This window comes from Klebsiella sp. P1CD1 (assembly GCF_003790505.1).
In the GTDB taxonomy this organism is placed as follows: domain Bacteria; phylum Pseudomonadota; class Gammaproteobacteria; order Enterobacterales; family Enterobacteriaceae; genus Klebsiella; species Klebsiella variicola.
The window spans coordinates 1,567,479-1,589,450 of the sequence record NZ_CP033631.1; the positions used below are offsets into that span (position 1 = coordinate 1,567,479).

Annotated in this window: 22 protein-coding genes and 1 tRNA gene; 16 read left to right on the forward strand and 7 right to left on the reverse strand. The window is 56.5% G+C overall.

All coding sequences use genetic code 11. The annotated features are described in order from the left end of the window. Nucleotides 1-85 precede the first annotated feature (85 nt). Both DTA24_RS08050 and DTA24_RS08055 read left to right on the forward strand, forming a co-directional pair. The gene (locus DTA24_RS08050; RefSeq protein WP_123836716.1) at nt 86-325 is read left to right on the forward strand and encodes a hypothetical protein; all 240 of its coding nucleotides are present in this window, start codon (nt 86-88) and stop codon (nt 323-325) included. Next, entirely contained in the window at nt 325-642 is a 318-nt protein-coding gene (locus DTA24_RS08055; RefSeq protein ID WP_123836717.1) for a hypothetical protein, read from the forward strand. The genes DTA24_RS08050 and DTA24_RS08055 overlap by 1 nt, the downstream gene beginning before the upstream one ends. A 32-nt stretch (nt 643-674) precedes the next feature. Here the strand turns inward: DTA24_RS08055 and DTA24_RS08060 are convergent, their stop codons facing one another. From DTA24_RS08060 to DTA24_RS08070, 3 genes are all read right to left on the reverse strand, one after another. Then, entirely contained in the window at nt 675-1,844 is a 1,170-nt protein-coding gene (locus DTA24_RS08060; RefSeq protein ID WP_123836718.1) for a tyrosine-type recombinase/integrase, read from the reverse strand. Between the two features lie 163 nt (nt 1,845-2,007). Then, nucleotides 2,008-2,082: transfer RNA gene (locus tag DTA24_RS08065), tRNA-Arg, on the reverse strand. 89 nt (nt 2,083-2,171) lie between these two features. After that, a complete protein-coding gene (locus DTA24_RS08070; RefSeq protein ID WP_008803900.1) occupies nt 2,172-3,101 on the reverse strand; it encodes a formate/nitrite transporter family protein in 930 nt (309 codons plus the stop codon). A 289-nt stretch (nt 3,102-3,390) separates the two neighbouring features. Between DTA24_RS08070 and mlaA the strand changes: the two genes are divergently transcribed. Beyond that, entirely contained in the window at nt 3,391-4,152 is a 762-nt protein-coding gene (gene mlaA / locus DTA24_RS08075) for a phospholipid-binding lipoprotein MlaA (protein ID WP_012967489.1), read from the forward strand. Between the two features lie 61 nt (nt 4,153-4,213). Here mlaA and fadL read toward each other — a convergent pair whose 3' ends face one another. Next, complete coding sequence (gene fadL / locus DTA24_RS08080; protein WP_012967490.1) at nt 4,214-5,536, reverse strand: long-chain fatty acid transporter FadL; 1,323 nt, start codon at nt 5,534-5,536, stop codon at nt 4,214-4,216. 373 nt (nt 5,537-5,909) lie between these two features. Between fadL and DTA24_RS08085 the strand changes: the two genes are divergently transcribed. The 4 genes from DTA24_RS08085 to sixA all read left to right on the forward strand — a co-directional run bounded on the left by DTA24_RS08085 (nt 5,910) and on the right by sixA (nt 10,501). Then, nucleotides 5,910-6,194 (forward strand): YfcZ/YiiS family protein, encoded by a 285-nt coding sequence (locus DTA24_RS08085; protein WP_012540960.1) that lies wholly within the window; start codon nt 5,910-5,912, stop codon nt 6,192-6,194. A gap of 157 nt (nt 6,195-6,351) precedes the next feature. Next, nucleotides 6,352-7,662, forward strand: coding sequence for an acetyl-CoA C-acyltransferase FadI (gene fadI, locus DTA24_RS08090; protein WP_008803904.1), 1,311 nt, complete (start codon nt 6,352-6,354; stop codon nt 7,660-7,662). Then, complete coding sequence (gene fadJ, locus DTA24_RS08095; protein WP_042947282.1) at nt 7,662-9,806, forward strand: fatty acid oxidation complex subunit alpha FadJ; 2,145 nt, start codon at nt 7,662-7,664, stop codon at nt 9,804-9,806. Before fadI ends, fadJ begins: the two co-directional genes overlap by 1 nt. A gap of 209 nt (nt 9,807-10,015) precedes the next feature. After that, nucleotides 10,016-10,501 carry a phosphohistidine phosphatase SixA gene (gene sixA / locus DTA24_RS08100; protein ID WP_008803906.1) on the forward strand — a complete coding sequence of 162 codons (486 nt, stop codon included), beginning with the start codon at nt 10,016-10,018 and terminating at the stop codon, nt 10,499-10,501. Nucleotides 10,502-10,519: 18 nt separating this feature from the next. Here sixA and smrB read toward each other — a convergent pair whose 3' ends face one another. Further along, nucleotides 10,520-11,071 carry an endonuclease SmrB gene (smrB, locus tag DTA24_RS08105; protein WP_023323062.1) on the reverse strand — a complete coding sequence of 184 codons (552 nt, stop codon included), beginning with the start codon at nt 11,069-11,071 and terminating at the stop codon, nt 10,520-10,522. 167 nt (nt 11,072-11,238) lie between these two features. On the opposite strand from smrB, the gene prmB reads away from it, so the two are divergent. The 6 genes from prmB to DTA24_RS08135 are packed head-to-tail and all read left to right on the forward strand — an operon-like array spanning nt 11,239 to nt 15,796. Continuing rightward, nucleotides 11,239-12,171: a 50S ribosomal protein L3 N(5)-glutamine methyltransferase gene (gene prmB, locus DTA24_RS08110; RefSeq protein WP_002913346.1), complete on the forward strand. Its 933-nt coding sequence runs from the start codon at nt 11,239-11,241 to the stop codon at nt 12,169-12,171. Nucleotides 12,172-12,213: 42 nt separating this feature from the next. Continuing rightward, complete coding sequence (gene aroC, locus DTA24_RS08115) at nt 12,214-13,299, forward strand: chorismate synthase (RefSeq protein ID WP_117139163.1); 1,086 nt, start codon at nt 12,214-12,216, stop codon at nt 13,297-13,299. A 2-nt stretch (nt 13,300-13,301) separates the two neighbouring features. Further along, complete coding sequence (mepA, locus tag DTA24_RS08120) at nt 13,302-14,126, forward strand: penicillin-insensitive murein endopeptidase (RefSeq protein WP_049139418.1); 825 nt, start codon at nt 13,302-13,304, stop codon at nt 14,124-14,126. Continuing rightward, nucleotides 14,126-14,935, forward strand: coding sequence for a sulfite exporter TauE/SafE family protein (locus tag DTA24_RS08125; RefSeq protein WP_008803911.1), 810 nt, complete (start codon nt 14,126-14,128; stop codon nt 14,933-14,935). Before mepA ends, DTA24_RS08125 begins: the two co-directional genes overlap by 1 nt. Then, nucleotides 14,935-15,483: an elongation factor P hydroxylase gene (locus DTA24_RS08130; RefSeq protein ID WP_012540963.1), complete on the forward strand. Its 549-nt coding sequence runs from the start codon at nt 14,935-14,937 to the stop codon at nt 15,481-15,483. Before DTA24_RS08125 ends, DTA24_RS08130 begins: the two co-directional genes overlap by 1 nt. 31 nt (nt 15,484-15,514) lie before the next feature. After that, on the forward strand, nt 15,515-15,796 hold the full coding sequence (locus DTA24_RS08135; RefSeq protein WP_008803913.1) for a YfcL family protein: 282 nt from the start codon (nt 15,515-15,517) through the stop codon (nt 15,794-15,796). A gap of 61 nt (nt 15,797-15,857) precedes the next feature. Here the strand turns inward: DTA24_RS08135 and mnmC are convergent, their stop codons facing one another. After that, on the reverse strand, nt 15,858-17,846 hold the full coding sequence (gene mnmC / locus DTA24_RS08140; RefSeq protein ID WP_123836719.1) for a bifunctional tRNA (5-methylaminomethyl-2-thiouridine)(34)-methyltransferase MnmD/FAD-dependent 5-carboxymethylaminomethyl-2-thiouridine(34) oxidoreductase MnmC: 1,989 nt from the start codon (nt 17,844-17,846) through the stop codon (nt 15,858-15,860). A gap of 158 nt (nt 17,847-18,004) precedes the next feature. Here mnmC and fabB point away from each other — a divergent pair, with 158 nt between their 5' ends. Together fabB and DTA24_RS08150 are read left to right on the forward strand one after the other, a co-directional pair. Continuing rightward, complete coding sequence (gene fabB / locus DTA24_RS08145; protein WP_008803915.1) at nt 18,005-19,225, forward strand: beta-ketoacyl-ACP synthase I; 1,221 nt, start codon at nt 18,005-18,007, stop codon at nt 19,223-19,225. Between the two features lie 209 nt (nt 19,226-19,434). Next, nucleotides 19,435-20,616 (forward strand): MFS transporter, encoded by a 1,182-nt coding sequence (locus DTA24_RS08150; RefSeq protein ID WP_032733395.1) that lies wholly within the window; start codon nt 19,435-19,437, stop codon nt 20,614-20,616. 1 nt (nt 20,617) lies between these two features. Here DTA24_RS08150 and DTA24_RS08155 read toward each other — a convergent pair whose 3' ends face one another. Beyond that, a complete protein-coding gene (locus DTA24_RS08155) occupies nt 20,618-21,355 on the reverse strand; it encodes a GntR family transcriptional regulator (RefSeq protein ID WP_012540966.1) in 738 nt (245 codons plus the stop codon). Nucleotides 21,356-21,550: 195 nt separating this feature from the next. Here DTA24_RS08155 and DTA24_RS08160 point away from each other — a divergent pair, with 195 nt between their 5' ends. Then, complete coding sequence (locus tag DTA24_RS08160) at nt 21,551-21,865, forward strand: PTS sugar transporter subunit IIB (protein ID WP_008803918.1); 315 nt, start codon at nt 21,551-21,553, stop codon at nt 21,863-21,865. Nucleotides 21,866-21,972: the final 107 nt, after the last annotated feature.

Sequence of the window (21,972 nt, forward strand, 5' to 3'; positions counted from 1 at the left end):
CTGTTGCCATGGAAGGCAAAAACGCTTGAATGATCTCGCGACGATGACTACTGTATATAAAAACAGTGTTTATCGGAGGCAGATCATGCACCGTCAGTCAGACATCAACCAGGCTTTCCGCGAGTCGGTATTGCGCAACTCCAAGGGATACCAGTACGTGAACACGAGAGATTTCGTGTCAGCGCTGCGCCGGCGCGGGCTGCACTTTACCGACTCTGAGGCCAATGCATGGATATCTAGAGAGCAGAGCTATTTTGTCGACAAAACGCCAGACCATAGCGAAAACCGCCTGTGGATGCTGGCGAATATGGGGAGGGTGCTCTGATGGGCTTCACTTCTCCGGCAACAGACTACACGGAACAGCGATTGACCGTTAACTCGATATGCAATGTCGGACCAAACACATTGTTGTTTGAAACCGGTGGTGGTTATGTCGTGGTTGATATCTCTCTGAAACCAAGGCAGGGAAGCCAGGTCATGATTAACTATGATGGTCGTACTGAGATAGCAAAAGTAATGGGGTCGTCTTTGATTACGGAAGATGGGGAGGCGATCGAGGGAGAGGCTCTGGATGATGTCATCGTTACCGGTGTGGTGACACACACCATCATCGATGTGAGAAGTGACAGCGTAGCGGTTTAAGGCAGGCTCGAGTGCTGGCCTGCCACTTATGATTACTGGGTCTTTTCGTCCAGCCAGTCAGCCCAAAACTGCATCATCTCTCTGCGTGTATCAAGATAAGCGGCGTGGTTATATACCGATCTGGTTCCTCCGCTGACGTGAGCGAGTTGCATCTCTATGGCGTCACTGTTCCAGTGCTTCTCGTTCAACACAGTACTGAACTGGTGCCGGAAGCCATGCCCGCTGGTTTGCCCTTCATATCCAATATTGCGGATAACGCCAAGGATTGCGTTTTCGCTGATTGGCTTCTTCCTGTCATTCCTTCCCGGGAAGCACAACTCGTACTGGCCTGTGATATTTTGCAAAAAGCGGAAAAGTTCGATAACCTGCTCAGACATAGGGATAACATGCAACTTACGTCCCTTCATGACCTCCGGATCAACACTGATTAACCTGTTTTCGTAATCTATTCCTGCCCATACCAGCGAACGTAATTCGATTGTGCGCATCGCCGTGTAGTGAAGAATCTGCGTCGCAATCTTCGTCACTATCCATCCGCTATATGCATTCAAAGCATTCTGGAACTCGTGTATTCGATGCATAGGAAGGAAAGGGTAGTTTTTCTTTCTGTATCCCCTCATTGCGCCAGCCAGGTCTCTTGATGGGTTATATCTGGCTCTTCCAGTTACGATCGCATAACTGAAAACCTCCCCACATCTTCGCCTCGCCTTATCAGCGCGCTCCATTGCGCCCCTGTCCTCAAAAAGCCTTATCACCTTCAGCAACACCATCGGTTCGACATCATCCATTTTCAGATGCCCGATTATCGGGAGTATGTCATCCGAGAACATGCTCATCATCTCGTCAGCATATCCCTTTGACCATACCTTTGATTTGTGAGCATGCCATTCTCTGAAGATGTCGCCAAAGGTATCCGCAAGCTCTTCTTTCTCTTTCTTCTTTATGGCCTGCTTCTGTTCTGCCGGATCTACGCCGGCCAACAACTTCATTTTTGCTTCAGACTGCTTGGCCCTCGCTTCGGTTAGGGAGATTTCAGGATATGGCCCAATAACCAGCGTTTTTTCCTTACCATCAAACCGGTATCGCATACGCCACACCTTTTTCCCTGATGGCGGCACATAAAGGAAGAGGCCGCCGGCATCTGCAAGGCGATACGGTTTTTCCGCAGGTCTGGCTGCGTCGATTTGCTTTACGGTAAGCATGTGGGCATAAATCCGTGGTAATTTTTCGGCGTGCCCACAATATGCCCGCAAAAGTTTGGCGTAGTCAATCCATGCCGGGTAACGTCAGGTAATAATGATATTGAGTGAGTCGCGCTGTTTCAGGGGTTGCGGTGATGTCAGGAAATGGCGGGTAACGTTTATGTGGTGTCCCCTGCAGGAATCGAACCTGCAACTAGCCCTTAGGAGGGGCTCGTTATATCCATTTAACTAAGGGGACAAGGCGGTGCGAGTATAGCGTTTTTTGCCCGCCTGAGTAAGAGCCATACCGTCTGACTGCTTAAACCCTCGCCACTCACGGCGCTTTTTTTATGCCCGGTCGGCGTTTTTGGCTTTCTCCGCGGCCTGGGCGCGGGCTTCCGCTTTTCGCTTGCTGCTCATATCGTTACGGATCTGCGCATGGCTCAGAAGCGCGAAGATGAAGGTCCCGCCGCAGATATTTCCCGCCAGCGTCGGCAGAGCGAACGGCCAGATAAAGTCGCTCCAGGGCAGACTTCCGTTAAACACCAGATAAAGGATCTCGACCGAACCCACCACGATATGAGTCGTATCCGCCAGGGCGATAAGCCAGGTCATGAGAATAATCACCACGATCTTGGCCGCACCGGCGACAGGAAACATCCAGACCATAGTGGCGACCAGCCAGCCGGAAATAATCGCATTAGCGAACATCTCCGTCGGGCTGTTTTTCATTACGTCTTCGGCGATGCTGACAAAGGCCTGACGAGTTGGTTCATCAAAGACGGGCATAAAATTGAAGGCCCATGCGGCCACTGCGGTACCGATGAGGTTGCCAGCCAGCACCACCGACCATAACCGCATCAGCAAACCGATGTTACCTGGGGTGGGATTGTGCATCACCGGCAGTACGGCGGTAACCGTATTTTCAGTGAACAGCTGCTGGCGGGCCATGATCACGATAATAAAGCCGAAGGTATACCCGAGATTCTCCAGTAAAAACCCGCCCGGGATCCCCTCCAGTTTGACGTGAAAAATCCCTTTTGCCAGCAGGGAGGCGCCCATCGACAGACCGGCCGCAATGGCTGACCACAGCAGGGCCAGCGCATCGCGTTCCATCTCTTTTTCCCCTTCCTGGCGAATATGTTCATGGATGGCCATCGCCCGCGAGGGCAGGCGATCTTCATCCACTTCTATTTCCTCTCCGCGCTGTTTTTCTTCACTTTCGACTTCTCGCTCGTCATCCGCTGGTTTTAATTTGTTATTGTCTAGTTCATCCATTTCGTGGCCCTCGCTATCAATCTATATAGATATAGCGTAGCGGCTTTCCCTGCCGTCTGGCTGGGCATACTCTGAAATCGCAAAAATGGTAACGTCAGATTTTTGTTGCTCCGGTAGAATAGGAGCCCCGCGATCTCGTTATTCCCAGGCTATGATCAAATCAACAACTTGGGTGATATAGACATCGTTCAACGTGCTGTTACAATCGCTCACATCTATACGGGCGGAAACGTTGTCTTTCCGTCATGGATGGCAACTCGCGATAGCCATAAAAACCAGGGAGACACCTATGAATTATCGCCTGTCGGCGCTTGCGCTTGGCGCCACATTGCTGGTGGGATGTGCCAGTTCCAGCTCTGGCGATCAGCCGCAGGGGCGTTCAGACCCGTTAGAAGGGTTTAACCGCACGATGTTCAATTTCAACTTTAACGTGGTTGATCCTTACGTGCTTCGCCCGGTGGCGGTGGCATGGCGTGACTACGTCCCGCAGCCGGCGCGCAATGGTTTGAGCAACTTCACCAGCAACCTTGAAGAGCCGGCGGTAATGGTGAACTCCTTCCTGCAGGGCGACCCCTATAAAGGTATGGTGCACTTTACCCGTTTCTTCCTGAACACCATCCTCGGGATGGGCGGTCTGATCGATGTCGCGGGCATGGCGAATCCGCAGCTGCAGCGCGTTGAACCGCATCGTTTCGGCAGCACGCTCGGCCATTATGGCGTCGGCTATGGTCCGTATGTGCAACTGCCATTCTACGGTAGCTTTACGCTGCGCGATGAAGGCGGTGATATGGCCGATGGCCTCTACCCGGTACTCTCCTGGTTGACCTGGCCGATGTCGATTGGTAAATGGGCTGTCGAAGGGATTGAAACGCGTGCTCAACTGCTGGATTCCGACGGCCTGCTCCGTCAGTCTTCCGATCCTTACATTTTGATGCGTGAAGCTTATTTCCAGCGCCATGACTTTATCGCCAACGGCGGTAAGCTGACCCCGGCGGACAACCCGAATGCCCAGGCTATTCAGGATGAGCTGAAGGATATTGATTCACAGTAATCTGCGAATGATAAAAAAAGGGTGAACATGTTGTTCACCCTTTTTTGTTGCGTGCGGCTTATCAGAAGCGGTAGTTGAAGTTGGCGCCGTACAGCCAGGCGGTCCCTTCGGAACGGAAGGTATACGGTCCTTCCTTAATTTCAACGTGCTGGCCGTGCATATAGGAAAGACCGACGTCAACCGACGCATCCTTGTTGAACGCGTAAGTGGTACCCGCGCTCAGCCACAGGCGATCCTGGTCAGGAATGGAGATGGAGCGGTTGTTGGCCGGCACCGGGCTGTCATCGAAAGCGATACCGGTGCGGAAGGTCCAGTTATCGTCGTAATAATACGTGGTCCCCAGCGCAAGACGGTAGGCGTCCTTAAAGCCTTCCTCTTTATAGAACAGCGTCTGGCCGTTGCTGCCGGTGGCTTTCAGCTCCTGGAACTGACTCCAGCTGGTGTAGGTCAGGCTATAGTGGACCGCCCACTGCGGCGCCACGCGGTTATAGCCAGACAGCTCCCACATTTCCGGCAGGTTAAGGGTCAGAGAACCGCCAGTGGTCTGGCCGTTAGTGCCCGCTGGCAGACCGAAGTTGCCGAGGATTTGGTTATAGGCCGCCGGCAGGCTGCTGCGGTAGTTACCGTCGAAGTCGATCTTCACCTCGGAACGGTAGGTAAAACCGTAGCGGTTGTTCTTATCCAGCTCATAGAGGATACCGGCATTCCAGCCAAAGCCCCAGGCGTTGCCGTTAAGATGGGCGATCTGCGTGTCGGCAGGGATCTTCGCCACCTGGCCTGCCAGCGCCGGCGGCAGTGCGCCAGAACCAGCGACAATCTGACCCAGGTCACCCGCATAGCGCTCGATCTTCGCCTTGGCGTAGACCGCGTCAAAACCTAAGCCAAAGCTCCAGTTGCTGTCGAGACGGTAGGCGCCGCTCAGGTTGAAGTTCGCGGTGGTCAGGTCGGTTTTACCGCCCATGCTGCCAGCCGCATAGTCATCGTTGTATTCCGTTGCCAGGCCGTAGTTAGAGGTAATGGATGCTCCCCAACCGAATTGATCGTTAATCGGCGCGACAAAGTGGAAGTTGGGTACCCACGCCGTCGGGGCGATATTGTCCGCATTCAGGCTCTTGCCGGTGGGAGAGGTGCCGGAGACATTGACACCCGGGTCAACAAAAACGGCGCCCGCCGACATGGTTGGACGGTCAAACATCATAATTAATGCCGGGTTACGACTGGCATTGCCTGCATCGTCTGCGATAGCCCCTTCACCGGAATAGGCCCGACCCAGCCCTGATGAAGAGAATTCGTTGAGCTGGAAGCCTGCTGACCAGGCCTGGGTGGAAACAAGTGCTACAGCCACTGCAAGGGCAGATTGGGTAAAGCGGGTTTTCTGGCTCATGCCCATAACCTCATTGAGTTATTTTTTTTTAAACTATGTTACATGCCGTAACAGAAGCGCGGAAGTGTAGGGTCTGTGGTACAACAGAGAAATCAGACCAGTGCGCTGAGTATAGGTCTGACCAGATGAGTTGTTGCAAGTTTGTTTATGAAGTTTTTCAATTGTGATAACGGAAACGCGATCCAGCTGGCAAAATTGTCGGGGGGAGTAAGAGGCAGAAGAGGTGATTTTTGTTTTAGATCATTTTTAAGTGTGATTTCTGTCACTTAACGCGGTGATGGCGATTCTCGGCTGGAGGCTCACCGGGGGCAGGGCGTAAAATAGGCACATTATTTGTCTGGCACCGAAGGTGCCTATACAGAGGAAATCTACGATGAGTAAATGTAGCGCTGATGAAACCCCGGTATGCTGCTGTATGGATGTTGGCACCATTGTGGACAACACCGACTGCACCGCCTCATACAGCCGCGTGTTCGCCAACCGCGCGGAAGCGGAGCAAATGCTCGCTGCGCTGAGCGAGAAAGCGCGTAATGTGCAATCTGAACCGTGCAAAATCAACCCGGCCTTCACCGATGTTGACGGCGGCGTACAGCTGGATATCGATTTTATTTTTAGCTGCGAAGCCGAATCGCTGATCTTCCAGTTAGGATTACGTTAATCCCTCCGTTTAACGCCCCGTAGAAGGGGCGTTACCTTTCTGTTCAATGTGTTTTGGCTCGCAATTTTTCGCTTCCCCGATTGGCTTAATGTAAAAAATTAGTTAAGACTGTTATCAGGTCAGACCACTTGGTTGTTTTGCTTAACAGGGGAGCGTTATGAGTCAGGCATTACCGCTTATCACCCGTCAGGGCGATCGCATTGCCATTGTCAGGGGTTTACGCACGCCATTTGCGCGCCAGGCGACGGTTTTTCATGGCGTTCCGGCCGTTGATTTAGGGAAAATGGTGGTTGGCGAAATGCTTGCCCGGAGTGACATTCCCGCGGACGTCATTGAGCAACTGGTTTTTGGCCAGGTGGTGCAGATGCCGGAGGCGCCGAATATCGCCCGGGAAATCGTGCTCGGCACTGGAATGAGCGTGCACACCGATGCCTATAGCGTCAGTCGCGCCTGCGCCACCAGCTTCCAGGCCGTGGCGAATGTTGCTGAAAGCCTGATGGCCGGCACCATCCGCGCCGGTATCGCCGGCGGCGCCGACTCCTCTTCTGTATTGCCCATTGGGGTCAGTAAAACACTGGCCCGCACGCTGGTGGATGCCAATAAAGCCCGCACGCTGAGCCAAAAGCTGAAGCTGTTTTCCCGTCTGCGGCCGCGCGACCTGCTGCCGGTCCCCCCGGCGGTGGCGGAATATTCAACCGGTTTGCGGATGGGCGATACCGCGGAACAGATGGCGAAAAGTTGGGGCATCACCCGGGAACAACAGGATGCGCTGGCGCATCGTTCGCACCAGCTGGCGGCCAAAGCCTGGGAAGAGGGAAAGTTGTCAGCTGAGGTGATGACGGCCTACGCGCCCCCTTTCCGCGAGCCGCTGGAGCAGGACAACAATATTCGTAAAAATTCAACCCTCGCAGATTACCAAAAGTTACGCCCTGCCTTTGACCGCAAACATGGCACCGTCACCGCAGCCAACAGCACGCCGCTGACGGACGGCGCGGCGGCGGTGATCCTGATGACCGAGTCGAGGGCCAAAGAGCTGGGGCTGACGCCATTGGGTTATCTGCGCAGCTATGCCTTTACCGCCATCGACGTCTGGCAGGATATGCTGCTGGGTCCCGCATGGTCCACGCCGCTGGCGCTGGAGCGGGCAGGTCTGACGCTGGCGGATCTGACGCTTATTGATATGCACGAAGCTTTTGCTGCGCAGACGCTGGCCAATCTCCAGTGTCTGGCAAGCGAGCGCTTTGCCCGTGAAGTGCTGGGACGCTCGCAGGCCACCGGTGAGGTGGATGAGAGCAAGTTTAACGTCCTCGGCGGATCTATTGCTTATGGCCATCCTTTTGCTGCCACCGGCGCGCGGATGATCACCCAGACGCTGCATGAGTTGCGGCGACGGGGCGGGGGATTTGGTCTGGTGACGGCCTGCGCGGCAGGTGGTCTGGGTGCGGCGATGATCGTGGAGGCTGAATAATGGATGCTGTTTCCGCTTTTAAGCTTGAGGTCCGTGCGGACAAGATCGCGGTGATCACCATCGATGCCCCGGGTGAGAAAATGAATACCCTGAAAGCTGAGTTCGGCAATCAGGTGCGGGGGCTGATACGACAGGTTCGTGATGATAAGTCGGTGCGCGGCGTGGTGTTTATCTCCGCCAAAGCGGATAACTTTATCGCCGGCGCAGACATTAACATGATTGCCCGCTGCCGCAGCGCGCAGGAAGCGGAAGCGCTGGCGCGCCAGGGACAGCAGATTATGGCTGAGATCCATGGCTTGTCGATCCCGGTGATTGCCGCCATCCACGGCGCCTGCCTCGGCGGCGGTCTGGAACTGGCGCTGGCCTGTCATGGCCGGATCTGTAGCGATGACGAAAAAACCCGACTCGGTTTGCCGGAAGTGCAGCTTGGCCTGCTGCCGGGCTCCGGGGGAACGCAGCGTTTACCGCGGCTGATTGGCGTCAGTACAGCGCTGGATATGATGCTTACCGGCAGGCAGCTGCGTGCGCGCCAGGCGCTGAAGGCCGGTCTGGTAGACGAAGTGGTTCCGCAGGCGATTTTATTGCAGGCGGCGGTGGAGCTGGCGCTGAAGGGGCGCCCGGCCAGTCGGGATATGCCCGTACGCGAACGCGTGCTGGCGGGGCCTTTGGGCCGCCATCTGTTATTCCATTTCGTCGGCAAACAAACGCAGCGCAAGACCCAGGGGAACTATCCGGCGGTGAAGCGAATTCTGCAGGTTGTCGAGAATGGCCTGGCCCACGGTTGCAGCAGCGGTTACGCCGAAGAAGCTCGCGCGTTTGGCGAACTGGCGATGACCCCGCAGTCGCAAGCGCTGCGATCGATCTTCTTTGCCAGTACCGATCTGAAAAAAGACCGTGGCGCCGAAGCCGAGCCCGGACCGCTGACAAGCATTGCGGTGCTGGGCGGCGGCCTGATGGGCGGGGGGATCGCCTATGTGACCGCCTGTAAGGGCGGGCTGCCGGTGCGCATTAAAGATATCCAGCCGCGCGGGATTAACCATGCCTTAAAGTACAGCTGGGATCTACTGAATAAACAGGTCCGCCAGCGTCGTCTGCGCCCCAGCGAGCGCGATCGCCAGATGGCGCTGATCTCCGGCGCCACCGACTATCAGGGCTTTGCTCATCGCGACGTGGTGATCGAGGCGGTATTTGAGGACCTGGCCCTGAAGCAGCGGATGGTCAGCGAAGTGGAGCAATATTGCGGGCCGCAGACCATCTTTGCGTCGAACACCTCATCGTTACCGATAGGCGATATTGCCGCCCAGGCCCGTCGCCCCGGGCGGGTGATCGGCCTGCATTTCTTCAGTCCGGTGGAAAAAATGCCGCTGGTTGAAGTGATCCCGCATAAGGGAACCGATCCGCAGGCTATCGCCACCGTGGTGCAACTGGCTAAACGTCAGGGGAAAACGCCGATTGTGGTGGCGGATAAAGCGGGCTTCTATGTGAACCGCATCCTCGCGCCCTATATCAATGAAGCGATGCGCCTGCTGGTGGAGGGCGAACCGGTTGAAGAGATTGATAAGGCCCTGGTTAAATTCGGTTTCCCGGTAGGGCCAATCCAGCTACTGGATGAGGTTGGCATCGATACCGGCACCAAAATTATCCCCGTGCTGGAGAGCGCGTTTGGAGAACGTTTTAGCCCACCTGCAAACATCATTGACGCGATTTTGAAGGACGATCGCAAAGGTAGAAAAAATAATCGTGGTTTCTATCTTTATGAGACAAAAGGGCGTAAAAGCAAAAAACGGCCCGACCCGGCAGTCTATCCGCTGCTCGGCATCGACCGCCCCCAGTCGCGGCTCTCCGCGCAGCAGGTGGCGGAACGCTGTGTGATGATGATGCTTAACGAGGCGGCGCGCTGCTTTGATGAGCAGATTATCCGTAGCGCGCGCGATGGCGATATCGGCGCCGTCTTTGGTATAGGCTTTCCGCCATTTCTTGGCGGCCCGTTCCGGTATATGGATACTATCGGCGCGGGTGAAGTTGCCGCGATCCTGCAGCGCCTGGCCGCCCAGTACGGCCCACGTTTTACACCCTGTGACACTTTATTACGCATGGCCGAACAGGGGACAACCTTTTGGCCAGCGGATGAACGGCTGACCTAAGTTGTGGTCAAAGAAGATAAATCCGGCTGCGGATGACGCTGTTGATTGGCTGTTTTGTAAACAATGATTGACTATACTTACGCCATTGAGGTAAAAAACAGCGTTTCATTCGTTGAATGGATCAGGCACAATGCCCGGCCACCGGGTCACCTGCGTATTGTCTTCGCAGGCCAAACTACGGTGCTTCTGGTTAACAAAAGCGGTGCAATATGCAAGTTTTTATTATGCGTCACGGCGACGCTGCCCTCGATGCAGCCAGCGACTCAGTTCGTCCATTAACCGTATGCGGTTGTGATGAGTCTCGTCAGATGGCAACCTGGCTGAAAGGTCAAAAAGTGGATATTGAGCGCGTTCTTGTCAGTCCCTATCTGCGTGCAGAACAGACGCTGGATATTGTTGGGGAGTGCATGAACCTGCCGAAACATGTCGACGTGATGCCGGAACTCACGCCGTGCGGCGACGTAGGCCTGGTTAGCGCCTATCTGCAGGCGCTGGCGAATGAAGGCGTGGCGACGGCGCTGGTCGTCTCCCACCTGCCGCTGGTGGGGTACCTGGTCTCAGAGCTGTGTCCGGGGGAAACGCCTCCGATGTTCACCACCTCCGCTATCGCCTGCGTGACGCTGGACGCCGACGGCAAGGGTGAATACCTCTGGCAGAAAAGCCCCTGCAATCTCAAGATGGCCAACGCCATCTGACGGCCCCGGAGCCCGCCGTTAAGGCAGCTCCGGCGGTTGCCACTCCTCTACCTCAATCAGTATCAGCAGTGCGGCGTCACCGCCGTACTCTTTTGGTGCCTGGTGAAACGCCATAATATGCGGGTGTTGCGCCAGCCACAGCGGGGTTTGCTGTTTGAGAATATGTTTGCCGTGCCCGTGCATCACACAGGCGCAAAACACATGTTCGCGGCGGCAGGCGGCAATCAGCGCGCCCAGTTCCTGTTTGGCCTGCTGCTGGGTGAGCCCATGCAGATCGAGAAACAGTTCCGGCGAATAATCCCCACGGCGCAGCTTTTTCAGCTCAAAATGGCTGACGTCGGCGCGGACATATTTCGTCGAGCCTTCAGTATTCAGTAGCGGCTGAAACTCATCAGAGAAATAGTGGCTGTTATCGGCCTGTTCCTGCAGCAAACGCTTCGGAGCAACCTCAGTGACTTTCTTGCGCTGCGGACGGTGAACGATGGTGTCCTGCTTGATCTTCCGCGTGCCGGTCATTAACTGACGGAACAGCGCCTGATCCTCCTCGCTTAGCGATGTCTTCTTTTTCATTGTCCACTCTCATTAATACTTTGCGCTAGTTTACCCGACTCAATATCCCTTCGGGCAAGGAAAACCTGTTTTTTCCCCGGTCACCCCACGCAAGAATGCTGATTTATCGCCGTCTTCATGGCACACTAGCCGCCGAATTTATAGCAGAGTGTGCCCTGGAGGTTGTCGTGGATAAAATTTTTGTTGATGAGGCAGTCAATGAGCTGCATACCATTCAGGACATGCTGCGCTGGGCGGTAAGCCGTTTCAGTGCTGCTAATATCTGGTACGGTCACGGGACTGATAACCCGTGGGACGAGGCAGTACAGCTGGTGCTGCCGTCGCTCTACCTACCGCTGGATATCCCGGAAGATATGCGGACTGCGCGTCTGACCTCCAGCGAGAAACACCGCATCGTTGAGCGGGTGATCCGCCGCGTGAACGAGCGCATTCCCGTCGCCTATCTGACCAACAAAGCGTGGTTCTGCGGGCATGAGTTTTACGTCGATGAGCGGGTGCTGGTCCCGCGCTCCCCGATTGGCGAACTGATCAACAATCAGTTTGCCGGGCTGATTAACCATAAGCCGCAGCATATCCTTGATATGTGCACCGGCAGCGGCTGCATCGCCATCGCCTGCGCCTATGCTTTCCCGGAAGCCGAAGTCGACGCCGTGGATATTTCCCCGGACGCGCTGGCCGTCGCCGAGCACAACGTGGAGTCCCATGGCTTGATCCATCACGTGACGCCGATCCGCTCCGACCTGTTCCGCGATCTGCCGAAGCTGCAGTACGATCTGATCGTCACCAATCCGCCGTATGTCGATGAAGAGGACATGGCCGATCTGCCGGAAGAGTATGAGCATGAGCCGGTGCTGGGTCTGGCCTCCGGTAGCGACGGCCTGAAGCTGACGCGCCGCATCCTCGGTAACGCGCCGGATTATCTCAGCGATGACGGGATTCTGATTTGTGAAGTCGGTAACAGCATGGTACATCTGATGGAGCAATATCCGGACGTGCCGTTTACCTGGCTTGAGTTTGATAACGGCGGCGACGGTGTCTTCATGCTGACCAAACAGCAGCTGATTGACGCCCGCGCGCACTTCGGTATTTATAAAGACTAAAAAAAACAACACGCCAACATAACGAAAAAGATTGGAGCCGTGATGGCAGGAAATACAATTGGACAACTCTTTCGCGTCACTACCTTCGGCGAATCGCACGGCCTGGCGCTGGGCTGCATCGTCGACGGCGTGCCGCCGGGCATCCCGCTGACCGAAGCCGACCTGCAGCACGACCTCGATCGTCGTCGCCCGGGCACCTCGCGTTACACCACGCAGCGTCGCGAGCCGGATCAGGTCAAAATTCTTTCCGGCGTCTTCGAAGGCGTTACTACCGGGACCAGTATCGGTCTGCTGATTGAGAACACCGATCAGCGTTCGCAGGATTACGGCGCAATCAAAGATCTGTTCCGTCCGGGCCACGCCGATTACACCTACGAGCAAAAGTATGGTCTGCGCGACTATCGCGGCGGCGGTCGTTCTTCTGCGCGCGAAACCGCGATGCGCGTAGCGGCCGGGGCGATTGCCAAAAAATACCTTGCCGCGAAGTTCGGCATCGTCATTCGCGGCTGCCTGACGCAGATGGGCGATATTCCGCTGGCCATCAAAGACTGGAATCAGGTCGAGCAGAACCCGTTCTTCTGCCCGGACCCGGATAAAATCGACGCTCTGGATGAACTGATGCGCGGCCTGAAAAAAGAGGGTGACTCCATTGGCGCGAAAGTGACGGTGGTGGCTGACGGCGTACCGCCGGGCCTCGGCGAGCCGGTCTTCGATCGCCTGGATGCCGATATCGCCCACGCGCTGATGAGCATCAACGCCGTGAAAGGGGTGGAAATTGGCGACGGCTTTGAAGTGGTGAAGCTGCGCGGCAGCGAAAACCGCGATGAAATCACCAAAGACGGATTCCAGAGCAACCACGCCGGCGGCATTCTTGGCGGTATCAGCAGTGGACAGCAGATCGTTGCCCATATTGCGCTGAAACCTACCTCCAGTATTACCGTTCCCGGTCATACGATTAACCGCTTTGGCGAAGAAGTGGAGATGATCACCAAAGGGCGTCACGATCCGTGCGTCGGCATTCGCGCCGTACCGATCGCTGAGGCGATGCTGGCGATCGTCCTGATGGATCACTTTATGCGTCAGCGCGCGCAGAATGGCGATGTGACGACGACAATTCCACGCTGGTAACCATGAAAAACACCGTTATCGCACTGCTCGCGCTGCTGGCCAGCGCCGGTAGCCTGGCCGCGACGCCGTGGCAGAAAATATCCCAGCCGATCGGCGGCAGCGCCCAGTCAATCGGCGCATTTTCCAATGGCTGTATCGTGGGCGCCGAGGCGCTCCCTCTGGGCGCCACCGGCTATCAGGTGATGCGTACCGATCAGCGTCGCTACTTCGGTCATCCGGATCTGGTTCAGTTTATTCAGCGCCTGAGTAATCAGGTGCACAATAAAGGAATGGGAACCGTGCTGATTGGCGACATGGGGATGCCGGCAGGCGGGCGCTTTAACGGCGGTCACGCCAGTCACCAGACGGGCCTGGATGTCGATATTTTCCTCCAGCTGCCGCAAACGCGCTGGACATCGTCTCAGCTGTTGAAGCCGCAGGCGCTGGATCTGGTCGCCAGCGACGGCAAGCACGTGGTGCCGTCGCTGTGGAGCCCGCAAATCAGCCAGCTGATCAAGCTGGCGGCGGAAGATAGCGAGGTCACCCGTATTTTCGTCAACCCGGCGATTAAACAGCAACTGTGCCTGGACGCGGGCAGCGACCGCCAGTGGCTGCGTAAAGTCCGTCCCTGGTTCCAGCATCGCGCTCATATGCACGTCCGACTGCGTTGCCCGGCGGGAAGTCTGGAGTGCGAGGATCAGGCGCCACCGCCGCCCGGCGATGGCTGCGGAGCGGAGCTGCAGAGCTGGTTCGAACCACCTAAACCCGGGTCTACCCCACCTGTGAAGAAGACGCCGCCGCCGTTGCCGCCTTCCTGTCAGGCGCTACTGGATGAGCATGTGCTGTAATGGATAGTTTTATCGAGTTGTTTGCCGTATCGCCGTTGGTGCTGGTGGTACTCTTCTTTGTCGCCATCCTGGCCGGTTTTATTGACTCACTGGCCGGAGGCGGGGGCTTATTGACTGTCCCTGCACTGATGGCGGCCGGCATGCCGCCAGCGCAGGCGCTGGCGACCAATAAGCTGCAGGCCTGCGGCGGGTCGCTATCGGCGACCCTCTATTTTGTCCGCCGTAAGGTGGTCAGCCTCGCCGATCAGAAGCTGAATATTCTGATGACCTTTATCGGCTCAACCGCTGGTGCGCTGCTGGTCCAGCACGTCCAGTCCGATATTCTTAAGCAGATCCTGCCGTTGCTGGTGATCGGCATCGGTCTCTATTTTCTGCTGATGCCGAAACTGGGCGAAGCGGACCGGCAGCGTCGGCTGTACGGTCTGCCGTTTGCGCTGGTTGCTGGCGGCAGCGTAGGATTCTACGACGGCTTTTTTGGCCCCGGCGCCGGTTCGTTTTATGCACTGGCTTTTGTCACCCTGGCCGGATTTAACCTGGCGAAGTCGACGGCCCATGCCAAGCTGCTGAACGCGACCTCAAACGTCGGCGGTCTGCTGCTGTTTATCATCGGCGGGAAGGTCATCTGGGCCACCGGCTTTGTGATGATGGCCGGCCAGTTTATTGGCGCTCGCGCCGGCTCCCGGCTGGTGCTGAGTAAAGGGCAGTCGCTGATCCGGCCGATGATCGTTATCGTCTCGGCGGTGATGAGCGCGAAGCTTCTCTATGACAGCCACGGGGCTGAGATTTTGCAGTGGTTGGGAATTCATTAATGCAACAGCAACACCATTATCAGCAGCTGATTGACCTTTTCGACAGCTGCTTTGCCGAAGAATTTAATACTCGCCTGGTAAAAGGCGACGATGAGCCGATCTACCTTCCGGCCGATGACGACACGCCCTATCACCGTATCGTGTTTGCGCACGGGTTTTTTGCCAGCGCCCTGCACGAGATTTCTCACTGGTGTGTCGCCGGCAAAGCGCGCCGCGAACGAGTCGATTTTGGCTACTGGTACTGCCCGGATGGCCGCGATGCGATGACTCAAAGCCAGTTTGAGGACGTCGAGGTGAAACCGCAGGCCTATGAGTGGCTGTTCTGCGTGGCGGCGGGATTTCCGTTTAACGTCAGCTGTGACAATCTGGAAGGAGACGTTGAGCCCGATCGCATCGCCTTCCAGCGCCGGGTCCATGCTCGGGTGATGACTTTGCTTGAACAAGGGATCCCCGAACGTCCGGCGCGTTTTATTCGCGCATTGCAACATTATTATCAAACGCCGACATTGACGGCGGAACACTTTCCGTGGCCGGAAGACCTGCACTAAGGCCACACATTACATGACAAGAGGTAAGATGATGATCGCGGAGTTTGAATCACGCATTCTGGCGCTGATTGACAACATGGTAGACCACGCCAGTGATGATGAACTGTTTGCCGGCGGTTATCTGCGCGGCCACCTGACGCTGGCGGTGGCTGAGCTGGAAGGTGAGGGCGAGCATTCTGCTGAAGCGGTAAACAGTAAGGTCAGCCAGAGCCTGGAGAAGGCCATCAGCGCTGGCGAACTGTCGCCGCCGGACCAAATTCTGGTGCAGGGGATGTGGCATAACCTGTATCAACAGGCGAAAAATCAGGCCTGAGCCATATTGTAGCCCGGGTCAGGCGTCAGCCGTACCCGGGAAATTGCCTGCCCTCATGGTTTTATTTCACCGCTTTTCCCTTCAGCAGTTTTCTCACCCACAGCCGATTCGGATTCAGCGCCGCCAGAGTATCGCTATCCAGCGGCAGCGGTTCACCGCTCATCTGCGCCGCCAGCAGCTCAGCGCTTAACGGCGCGGTGCAAAGTCCGCGCGATCCGAGCGCCCCAAGCATAAACAGGTTGTGACAGACCGGCGCGCGACCGGCGTGATCCTGCTGTTCGTGGAGGCTGGCGTATTGCGTCAATGTTGCCTCATAGTCTGGCACGTTGCCGACCATTGGCAGGTGATCGCGGGTGGCGCAGCGCACGCCGCAGCGGGCGGCATTGGCGCTGATATCCACGTCCAGCGTCCACTCCGCGTTCGGGAAACAGTCGATCAACCGTTGCCGGTTGTGCTGCTGATCTTCCTCGCTGAAGGTGGAATCGGTCTTCCCGCGATGGTAGCTGGCGCCAATACAGTGCTGCTGATTTTGCGGATTATGCGGCGTCAGGTAGCCATCGTAGCACAGCACCTGGCGCAGGGCGGAAAGCCGCGGGGTGGTAGGTATATGACTGACCTGGCCGCCAACAGGGTAGACCGGCAGCTGCGCGGTTTGCGCAAAATCCGCGATGCTGTGGCCGTTCGCCAGCACCACCGCCTGATGATTGCGCTGCTGATTGAGCAGCCAGCCATCGCCCACCGCGCTGAGCGTTTCAACGTGATAACCATAGTGCACGTGCAGTCCGCGAGTTGCCGCCAGCGCCAGCAATTCGGCGGTGAGCTGCTGCGGGCACAGCCAGCCGCCGGCCGGATAAGTGATGCCGCCGCAGCCGGTATCGACGCCGGTCAACCCGACAACCTGTTCCGCCGTCACCGCGCAGGCGATGTCCGGGGGTAAATTCAGCGCCAGCATCTGGGCGATTTTGTGCGCGCTTTTTTCATCCCAGCCGAGCTGGGTGACACCGCACCATTGATGATCGAACATCACCGGCAGCGCGTCATACATTCGGCGGGCGAAGGTAAAGGCTGCCGGGAAAAAGCGCGCCAGCGCCGGATCGTGCTGGCTTAACAGCGGATACAGCGCACCCTGGCGATTGCCGGAGGCGCCCTGCGCCGGGGCGTCGTCGGCGCAGTAGAGGGTCACCTGCCAGCCGCGGCGCAGCAGCGCGAGGGAGAGCAGGGCGCTGGCGATCCCGCCGCCGATGATGGCTACCTCGCGGGCATCGCTGCTACTGCGAGCGAACCAGGGGACGCACGCAGGAAAGCTCAGCGTTTGCGCCATCTCGCCGGTCAGCATCTCCCGCTTGCGGCCGAAGCCTTTGCTTTTACGCATGGTAAAGCCGGCCTCCTGCAGGCCGCGGCGGACAAACCCTGCGGAGGTAAAGGTGGCCAGTGTCCCGCCGGGCCGCGCCAGACGTGCCATGGCATTGAACAGATCCTGGGTCCACATGTCGGGATTTTTGGCCGGGGCAAAGCCGTCAAGAAACCAGGCGTCCACCTGCTGGTTCAGCGAATCATCCAGCTCCCTGGTCAGCTCATTGATATCGCCAAACCACAAATCGAGCGTCACCCGCCCGCCGTCGAGCAGCAGACGATGGCATCCGCCGAAGGCCGACGGCCATTGCGCCTGCAGCTGGTGCGCCCACGGAGCCAGCTCTGGCCAGCGCTGGTGCGCCAGGCGGAGATCCTCAGCCTTCAGCGGATATTTTTCAAAACTGATGAAATGTAACCTTTGCAGGGTAACGTCCGGGTTATCACGAACAAAAACGTCAAACGCCTGCCACAGGGTGAGGAAATTGAGCCCGGTACCGAAGCCGCTCTCCGCGACGATCATCAGCGGGCGAGGGTGGCTGGCGAAACGCTCCGGCAGGCGATTTCCACCGAGAAAAACGTAGCGAGTCTCTTCCAGACCGTTGTCATTGGAAAAGTAAACATCGTCGAAATCTCGGGAAACAGGTGTACCCTCAGCGTTGAATTCCAGGTTGGCGGGTTGTATGGCGTTTTGTTTCACGTAAGTTACTCGAATCACAAGGCGTAGCACGATCTTAACGATGTGTGCCTGAGGGCGCAAATTTATACACAAAATGTCTGATCGGACTTGTTCGGCGTACAAGTGTACGCTATTGTGCGACACGAAACTTAAAATAGTGCGACTTACAGAGGTATTTAATGAAACGTGCAGTGATTACTGGCTTGGGCATCGTTTCCAGCATCGGTAATAACCAGCAGGAAGTCCTGGCATCTCTGCGTGAAGGACGTTCAGGGATCACTTTCTCTCAGGAGCTTAAAGATTCAGGGATGCGCAGCCACGTATGGGGCAACGTCAAACTGGATACCACTGGCCTCATTGACCGCAAAGTAGTGCGCTTTATGAGCGACGCTTCTATCTATGCTTACCTGTCCATGGAACAGGCCGTTGCCGACGCAGGTCTGGCGCCGGAAGCATACCAGAGCAACCCGCGTGTTGGCCTGATCGCAGGCTCCGGCGGCGGCTCCCCGAAATTCCAGGTCTTCGGCGCTGATGCCATGCGTAGCCCGCGTGGTCTGAAAGCCGTGGGCCCGTATGTAGTCACGAAAGCGATGGCTTCCGGCGTTTCCGCCTGCCTCGCTACGCCGTTCAAAATCCACGGCGTTAACTACTCCATCAGCTCGGCCTGCGCCACTTCCGCCCATTGTATTGGTAACGCGGTAGAGCAGATCCAGCTGGGCAAACAGGACATCGTCTTTGCCGGCGGCGGCGAAGAGCTGTGCTGGGAAATGGCCTGCGAGTTCGACGCCATGGGCGCACTGTCCACCAAATACAACGACACCCCGGAAAAAGCGTCCCGTACTTATGATGCGAACCGTGATGGCTTCGTTATCGCCGGCGGCGGCGGTATGGTCGTGGTGGAAGAACTGGAACACGCCCTGGCGCGTGGCGCGCACATCTATGCCGAAATCGTCGGCTACGGCGCAACTTCCGATGGCGCGGACATGGTCGCCCCGTCTGGCGAAGGCGCAGTGCGCTGCATGCAGATGGCGATGCACGGTGTTGATACGCCGATCGATTACCTGAACTCCCACGGTACGTCTACTCCGGTCGGCGACGTGAAAGAGCTGGGCGCCATCCGCGAAGTGTTTGGCGACAACAGCCCGGCTATCTCGGCAACCAAAGCGATGACCGGCCACTCGCTGGGCGCGGCGGGCGTACAGGAAGCCATCTACTCCCTGCTGATGCTGGAGCACGGCTTTATCGCGCCGAGCATCAACGTCGAAGAGCTGGACGAGCAGGCTGCCGGCCTGAACATCGTCACCAAACCGACTGACGCTAAGCTGACCACCGTGATGTCCAACAGCTTCGGTTTCGGCGGCACCAACGCCACGCTGGTGATGCGTAAATACAACGCCTAATCAGCATGCGAAGTGCAGAGGGGAGCCACCGGCTCCCCTTTTTCGTTATCTTGACAGGGTAAGGGCCAGCAGGCACACTGCTGGCGGATCCATTAGTCTCTCCACTAATGCGTAAGCGTTTAACGTCAACCAACGCGCCTTAACCCTGATAATCAGGTGGAGGGGGCGTGTCGCTTTGCTCGCCTTACTCTGCGAATCTGGAGTAATGCATGTCCGCAGTTACTGAAACAACATCCCATTCTTCGGCGAATTTTTCGCTTTTCCGTATTACGTTTGCCGTCTTTTTGACCTACATGACCGTTGGTTTGCCGCTGCCGGTGATCCCGCTCTTTGTCCATCAGGAGCTGGGATTTGGCAACACCGTGGTTGGCGTGGCGGTAGGGATCCAGTTCCTCGCCACCGTTCTGACCCGCGGCTACGCCGGGCGCCTGGCAGACCAGTACGGCGCTAAACGCTCCGTCCTGCAAGGGATGCTGGCCTGCGCCCTGGCGGGCGCGGCATGGCTGGCCGCTGCGCTGTTGCCGCTGCCGGTGCTCGCCAGGCTTGGCCTGCTGCTGCTGGGCCGCCTGATCCTCGGGTTTGGCGAAAGCCAGCTGCTGACCGGTAACCTGAGCTGGGGGATGGGGCTGGTGGGGCCGGCCCGCTCCGGCAAAGTGATGTCATGGAATGGCATGGCGATGTACGGTTCGCTGGCGGTGGGCGCCCCGCTGGGATTATTGATCTATAGCCATTTCGGCGTGGCGGTGCTGGCCTGCGTCACCATGGGATTACCGCTCGTTGCCTGGCTTATTAACGGTACCGTGCGCAAAGTGGCGGCTCACGGTGGCGAGCGGCCTTCATTATGGAGCGTCATCGGCATGATCTGGCGGCCAGGCATTGGCCTGGGCCTGCAGGGCGTTGGTTTTGCGGTGATCGGCACCTTCGTTTCCCTCTATTTCGCCAGCCATAGCTGGCCGATGGCCGGCTTTACCCTGACGGCGTTTGGCGGCGCCTTTGTGCTGATGCGTATTCTGTTTGGCTGGATGCCGGACCGGTTTGGCGGCGTCAGGGTGGCGATGGTTTCGCTGCTGATAGAGGCGGTTGGTCTGACCCTGCTGGGGCTGGCGCCGAATGCCTGGCTGGCGCTGGCCGGTGCGGCGCTAACCGGATGCGGTTGCTCACTGATTTTCCCGTCGCTCGGCGTGGAGGTGGTGAAGCGCGTTCCGGCGCAGGTGCGCGGCACCGCGCTCGGCGGCTATGCGGCCTTTCAGGACATCTCCTATGGCCTGACCGGGCCGCTGACCGGCCTGCTGGCGACCTCGCTGGGCTACTCGTCGGTGTTCCTTGCCGGCGCCCTCTGCGCGGCGCTGGGGATCCTCGTCACCCTCGTCTCTTTTCGCCGCCCGGGTTAAGTTATTGTCCGGTCTTGCTTGCGGGCAGACCGGACGCCGTCTGTCGCGGCAGATAATACTTCACCTGGAATTCAAACATATTGGTATACAGAATGGAATAATCGATAGGCTGGTGGTGTTCATCAATCGCCTGCGTCTGCATGCGGATAATCGGATCTTTAGCGCTGATATGCAGGAGGGTTGCCAGCTCAGGCGTTGGGAGCACCGGCACTATTGATTCGTAACATCCATTTATTCTTACCCCACATTCGTTTTCTATATATGAAAACTTCGATTTCTTCATATGCGCGATGGTCAGATCGGGAAAACGGGTCGCGGAGAGCCAGGTTTCTTCTAATTGCATGGCAATATTATCGATAAAACGTAATCTCTTAGCATAATATACCGCTTCGCCATGCTGCAATTGCAGTCCACGGGCAATTTCCTCCGACGCTGGCTGTAACTCGAATTTGAGGATCTGGCTGGAGGGCGTTTTCCCCTGATTACGGGCAATTTCGGTAAAACTGTCTAAGTGTGTCACCGACGCCTGGAAATGCTTATTTCTAATCCATGTACCTGAGCCATGTCGGCGTTCGATTAAACCATCCTCTTCCAGGGTTTTCAGCGCCTTACGTAACGTATTGCGTGAAACATCATAAAGTTCTGCCAACTCTTTTTCGGCCGGCAGAAGATCGCCAATGTTGTAGAATGGGCTATTAATTTTGTTTTTAAGCAAATTGACGATATTTTTGTAAACCACTTTTGAACCTCCACAATCCCTTTGGAAACATGGGCTTGCTAACGTATGTTGTTAAATACAGGGCAAGACGTTCATTTTTTGCTTTGCTTCTGCACCACTTTGGTATGGCTAACTGTGATCAAAACCGCGGTTAAGAAAATTAACAATTATTAAAGTGCTCGTCAATTGAGGTCATAAATAAAACAGGAAGGGGTAATGCAAAATATATTATTAGTATGTGCGGCGGGAATGTCGACCAGTATGCTGGTGAAACGCATGCAGGAGCAGGCTGAAAATATTAAGGCTCAGGTTAATATCAATGCGCTGGCCATTTCTGAAGCTAAAGAAAAAATTAAGAACAATGAAGTGGATGTCGTCCTTTTGGGACCACAGGTCCGCTTTCAAAAAAAGGAAATAGAAGAGGTGGCTCAGGGAAAAATACCCGTGGCGGTGATTGACATGAAATATTATGGGCAAATGGACGGTAAAGCTGTTCTGGAAAGTGCGCTGGCATTATTGGCAAACCAATAGTTTTCTCATTTATCCCCGTTATCGTGTGGGTACTTTCGTTGCTGCCCTGGGCTGCTGCGGCTAAAAAACACGATGACGTTAATAAATTATTATGAATAAGGGTTCGT

What these genes read in the sequence shown, in the direction of transcription:
- DTA24_RS08050 (WP_123836716.1), top strand. Translation starts at nt 86, where the DNA reads ATGCACCGTCAGTCAGACATCAACCAGGCTTTCCGCGAGTCGGTATTG.
- DTA24_RS08055 (WP_123836717.1), top strand. Translation starts at nt 325, where the DNA reads ATGGGCTTCACTTCTCCGGCAACAGACTACACGGAACAGCGATTGACC.
- DTA24_RS08060 (WP_123836718.1), bottom strand. Translation starts at nt 1,844, where the DNA reads ATGCTTACCGTAAAGCAAATCGACGCAGCCAGACCTGCGGAAAAACCG.
- DTA24_RS08070 (WP_008803900.1), bottom strand. Translation starts at nt 3,101, where the DNA reads ATGGATGAACTAGACAATAACAAATTAAAACCAGCGGATGACGAGCGA.
- mlaA (WP_012967489.1), top strand. Translation starts at nt 3,391, where the DNA reads ATGAATTATCGCCTGTCGGCGCTTGCGCTTGGCGCCACATTGCTGGTG.
- fadL (WP_012967490.1), bottom strand. Translation starts at nt 5,536, where the DNA reads ATGAGCCAGAAAACCCGCTTTACCCAATCTGCCCTTGCAGTGGCTGTA.
- DTA24_RS08085 (WP_012540960.1), top strand. Translation starts at nt 5,910, where the DNA reads ATGAGTAAATGTAGCGCTGATGAAACCCCGGTATGCTGCTGTATGGAT.
- fadI (WP_008803904.1), top strand. Translation starts at nt 6,352, where the DNA reads ATGAGTCAGGCATTACCGCTTATCACCCGTCAGGGCGATCGCATTGCC.
- fadJ (WP_042947282.1), top strand. Translation starts at nt 7,662, where the DNA reads ATGGATGCTGTTTCCGCTTTTAAGCTTGAGGTCCGTGCGGACAAGATC.
- sixA (WP_008803906.1), top strand. Translation starts at nt 10,016, where the DNA reads ATGCAAGTTTTTATTATGCGTCACGGCGACGCTGCCCTCGATGCAGCC.
- smrB (WP_023323062.1), bottom strand. Translation starts at nt 11,071, where the DNA reads ATGAAAAAGAAGACATCGCTAAGCGAGGAGGATCAGGCGCTGTTCCGT.
- aroC (WP_117139163.1), top strand. Translation starts at nt 12,214, where the DNA reads ATGGCAGGAAATACAATTGGACAACTCTTTCGCGTCACTACCTTCGGC.
- mepA (WP_049139418.1), top strand. Translation starts at nt 13,302, where the DNA reads ATGAAAAACACCGTTATCGCACTGCTCGCGCTGCTGGCCAGCGCCGGT.
- DTA24_RS08125 (WP_008803911.1), top strand. Translation starts at nt 14,126, where the DNA reads ATGGATAGTTTTATCGAGTTGTTTGCCGTATCGCCGTTGGTGCTGGTG.
- DTA24_RS08130 (WP_012540963.1), top strand. Translation starts at nt 14,935, where the DNA reads ATGCAACAGCAACACCATTATCAGCAGCTGATTGACCTTTTCGACAGC.
- DTA24_RS08135 (WP_008803913.1), top strand. Translation starts at nt 15,515, where the DNA reads ATGATCGCGGAGTTTGAATCACGCATTCTGGCGCTGATTGACAACATG.
- fabB (WP_008803915.1), top strand. Translation starts at nt 18,005, where the DNA reads ATGAAACGTGCAGTGATTACTGGCTTGGGCATCGTTTCCAGCATCGGT.
- DTA24_RS08150 (WP_032733395.1), top strand. Translation starts at nt 19,435, where the DNA reads ATGTCCGCAGTTACTGAAACAACATCCCATTCTTCGGCGAATTTTTCG.
- DTA24_RS08160 (WP_008803918.1), top strand. Translation starts at nt 21,551, where the DNA reads ATGCAAAATATATTATTAGTATGTGCGGCGGGAATGTCGACCAGTATG.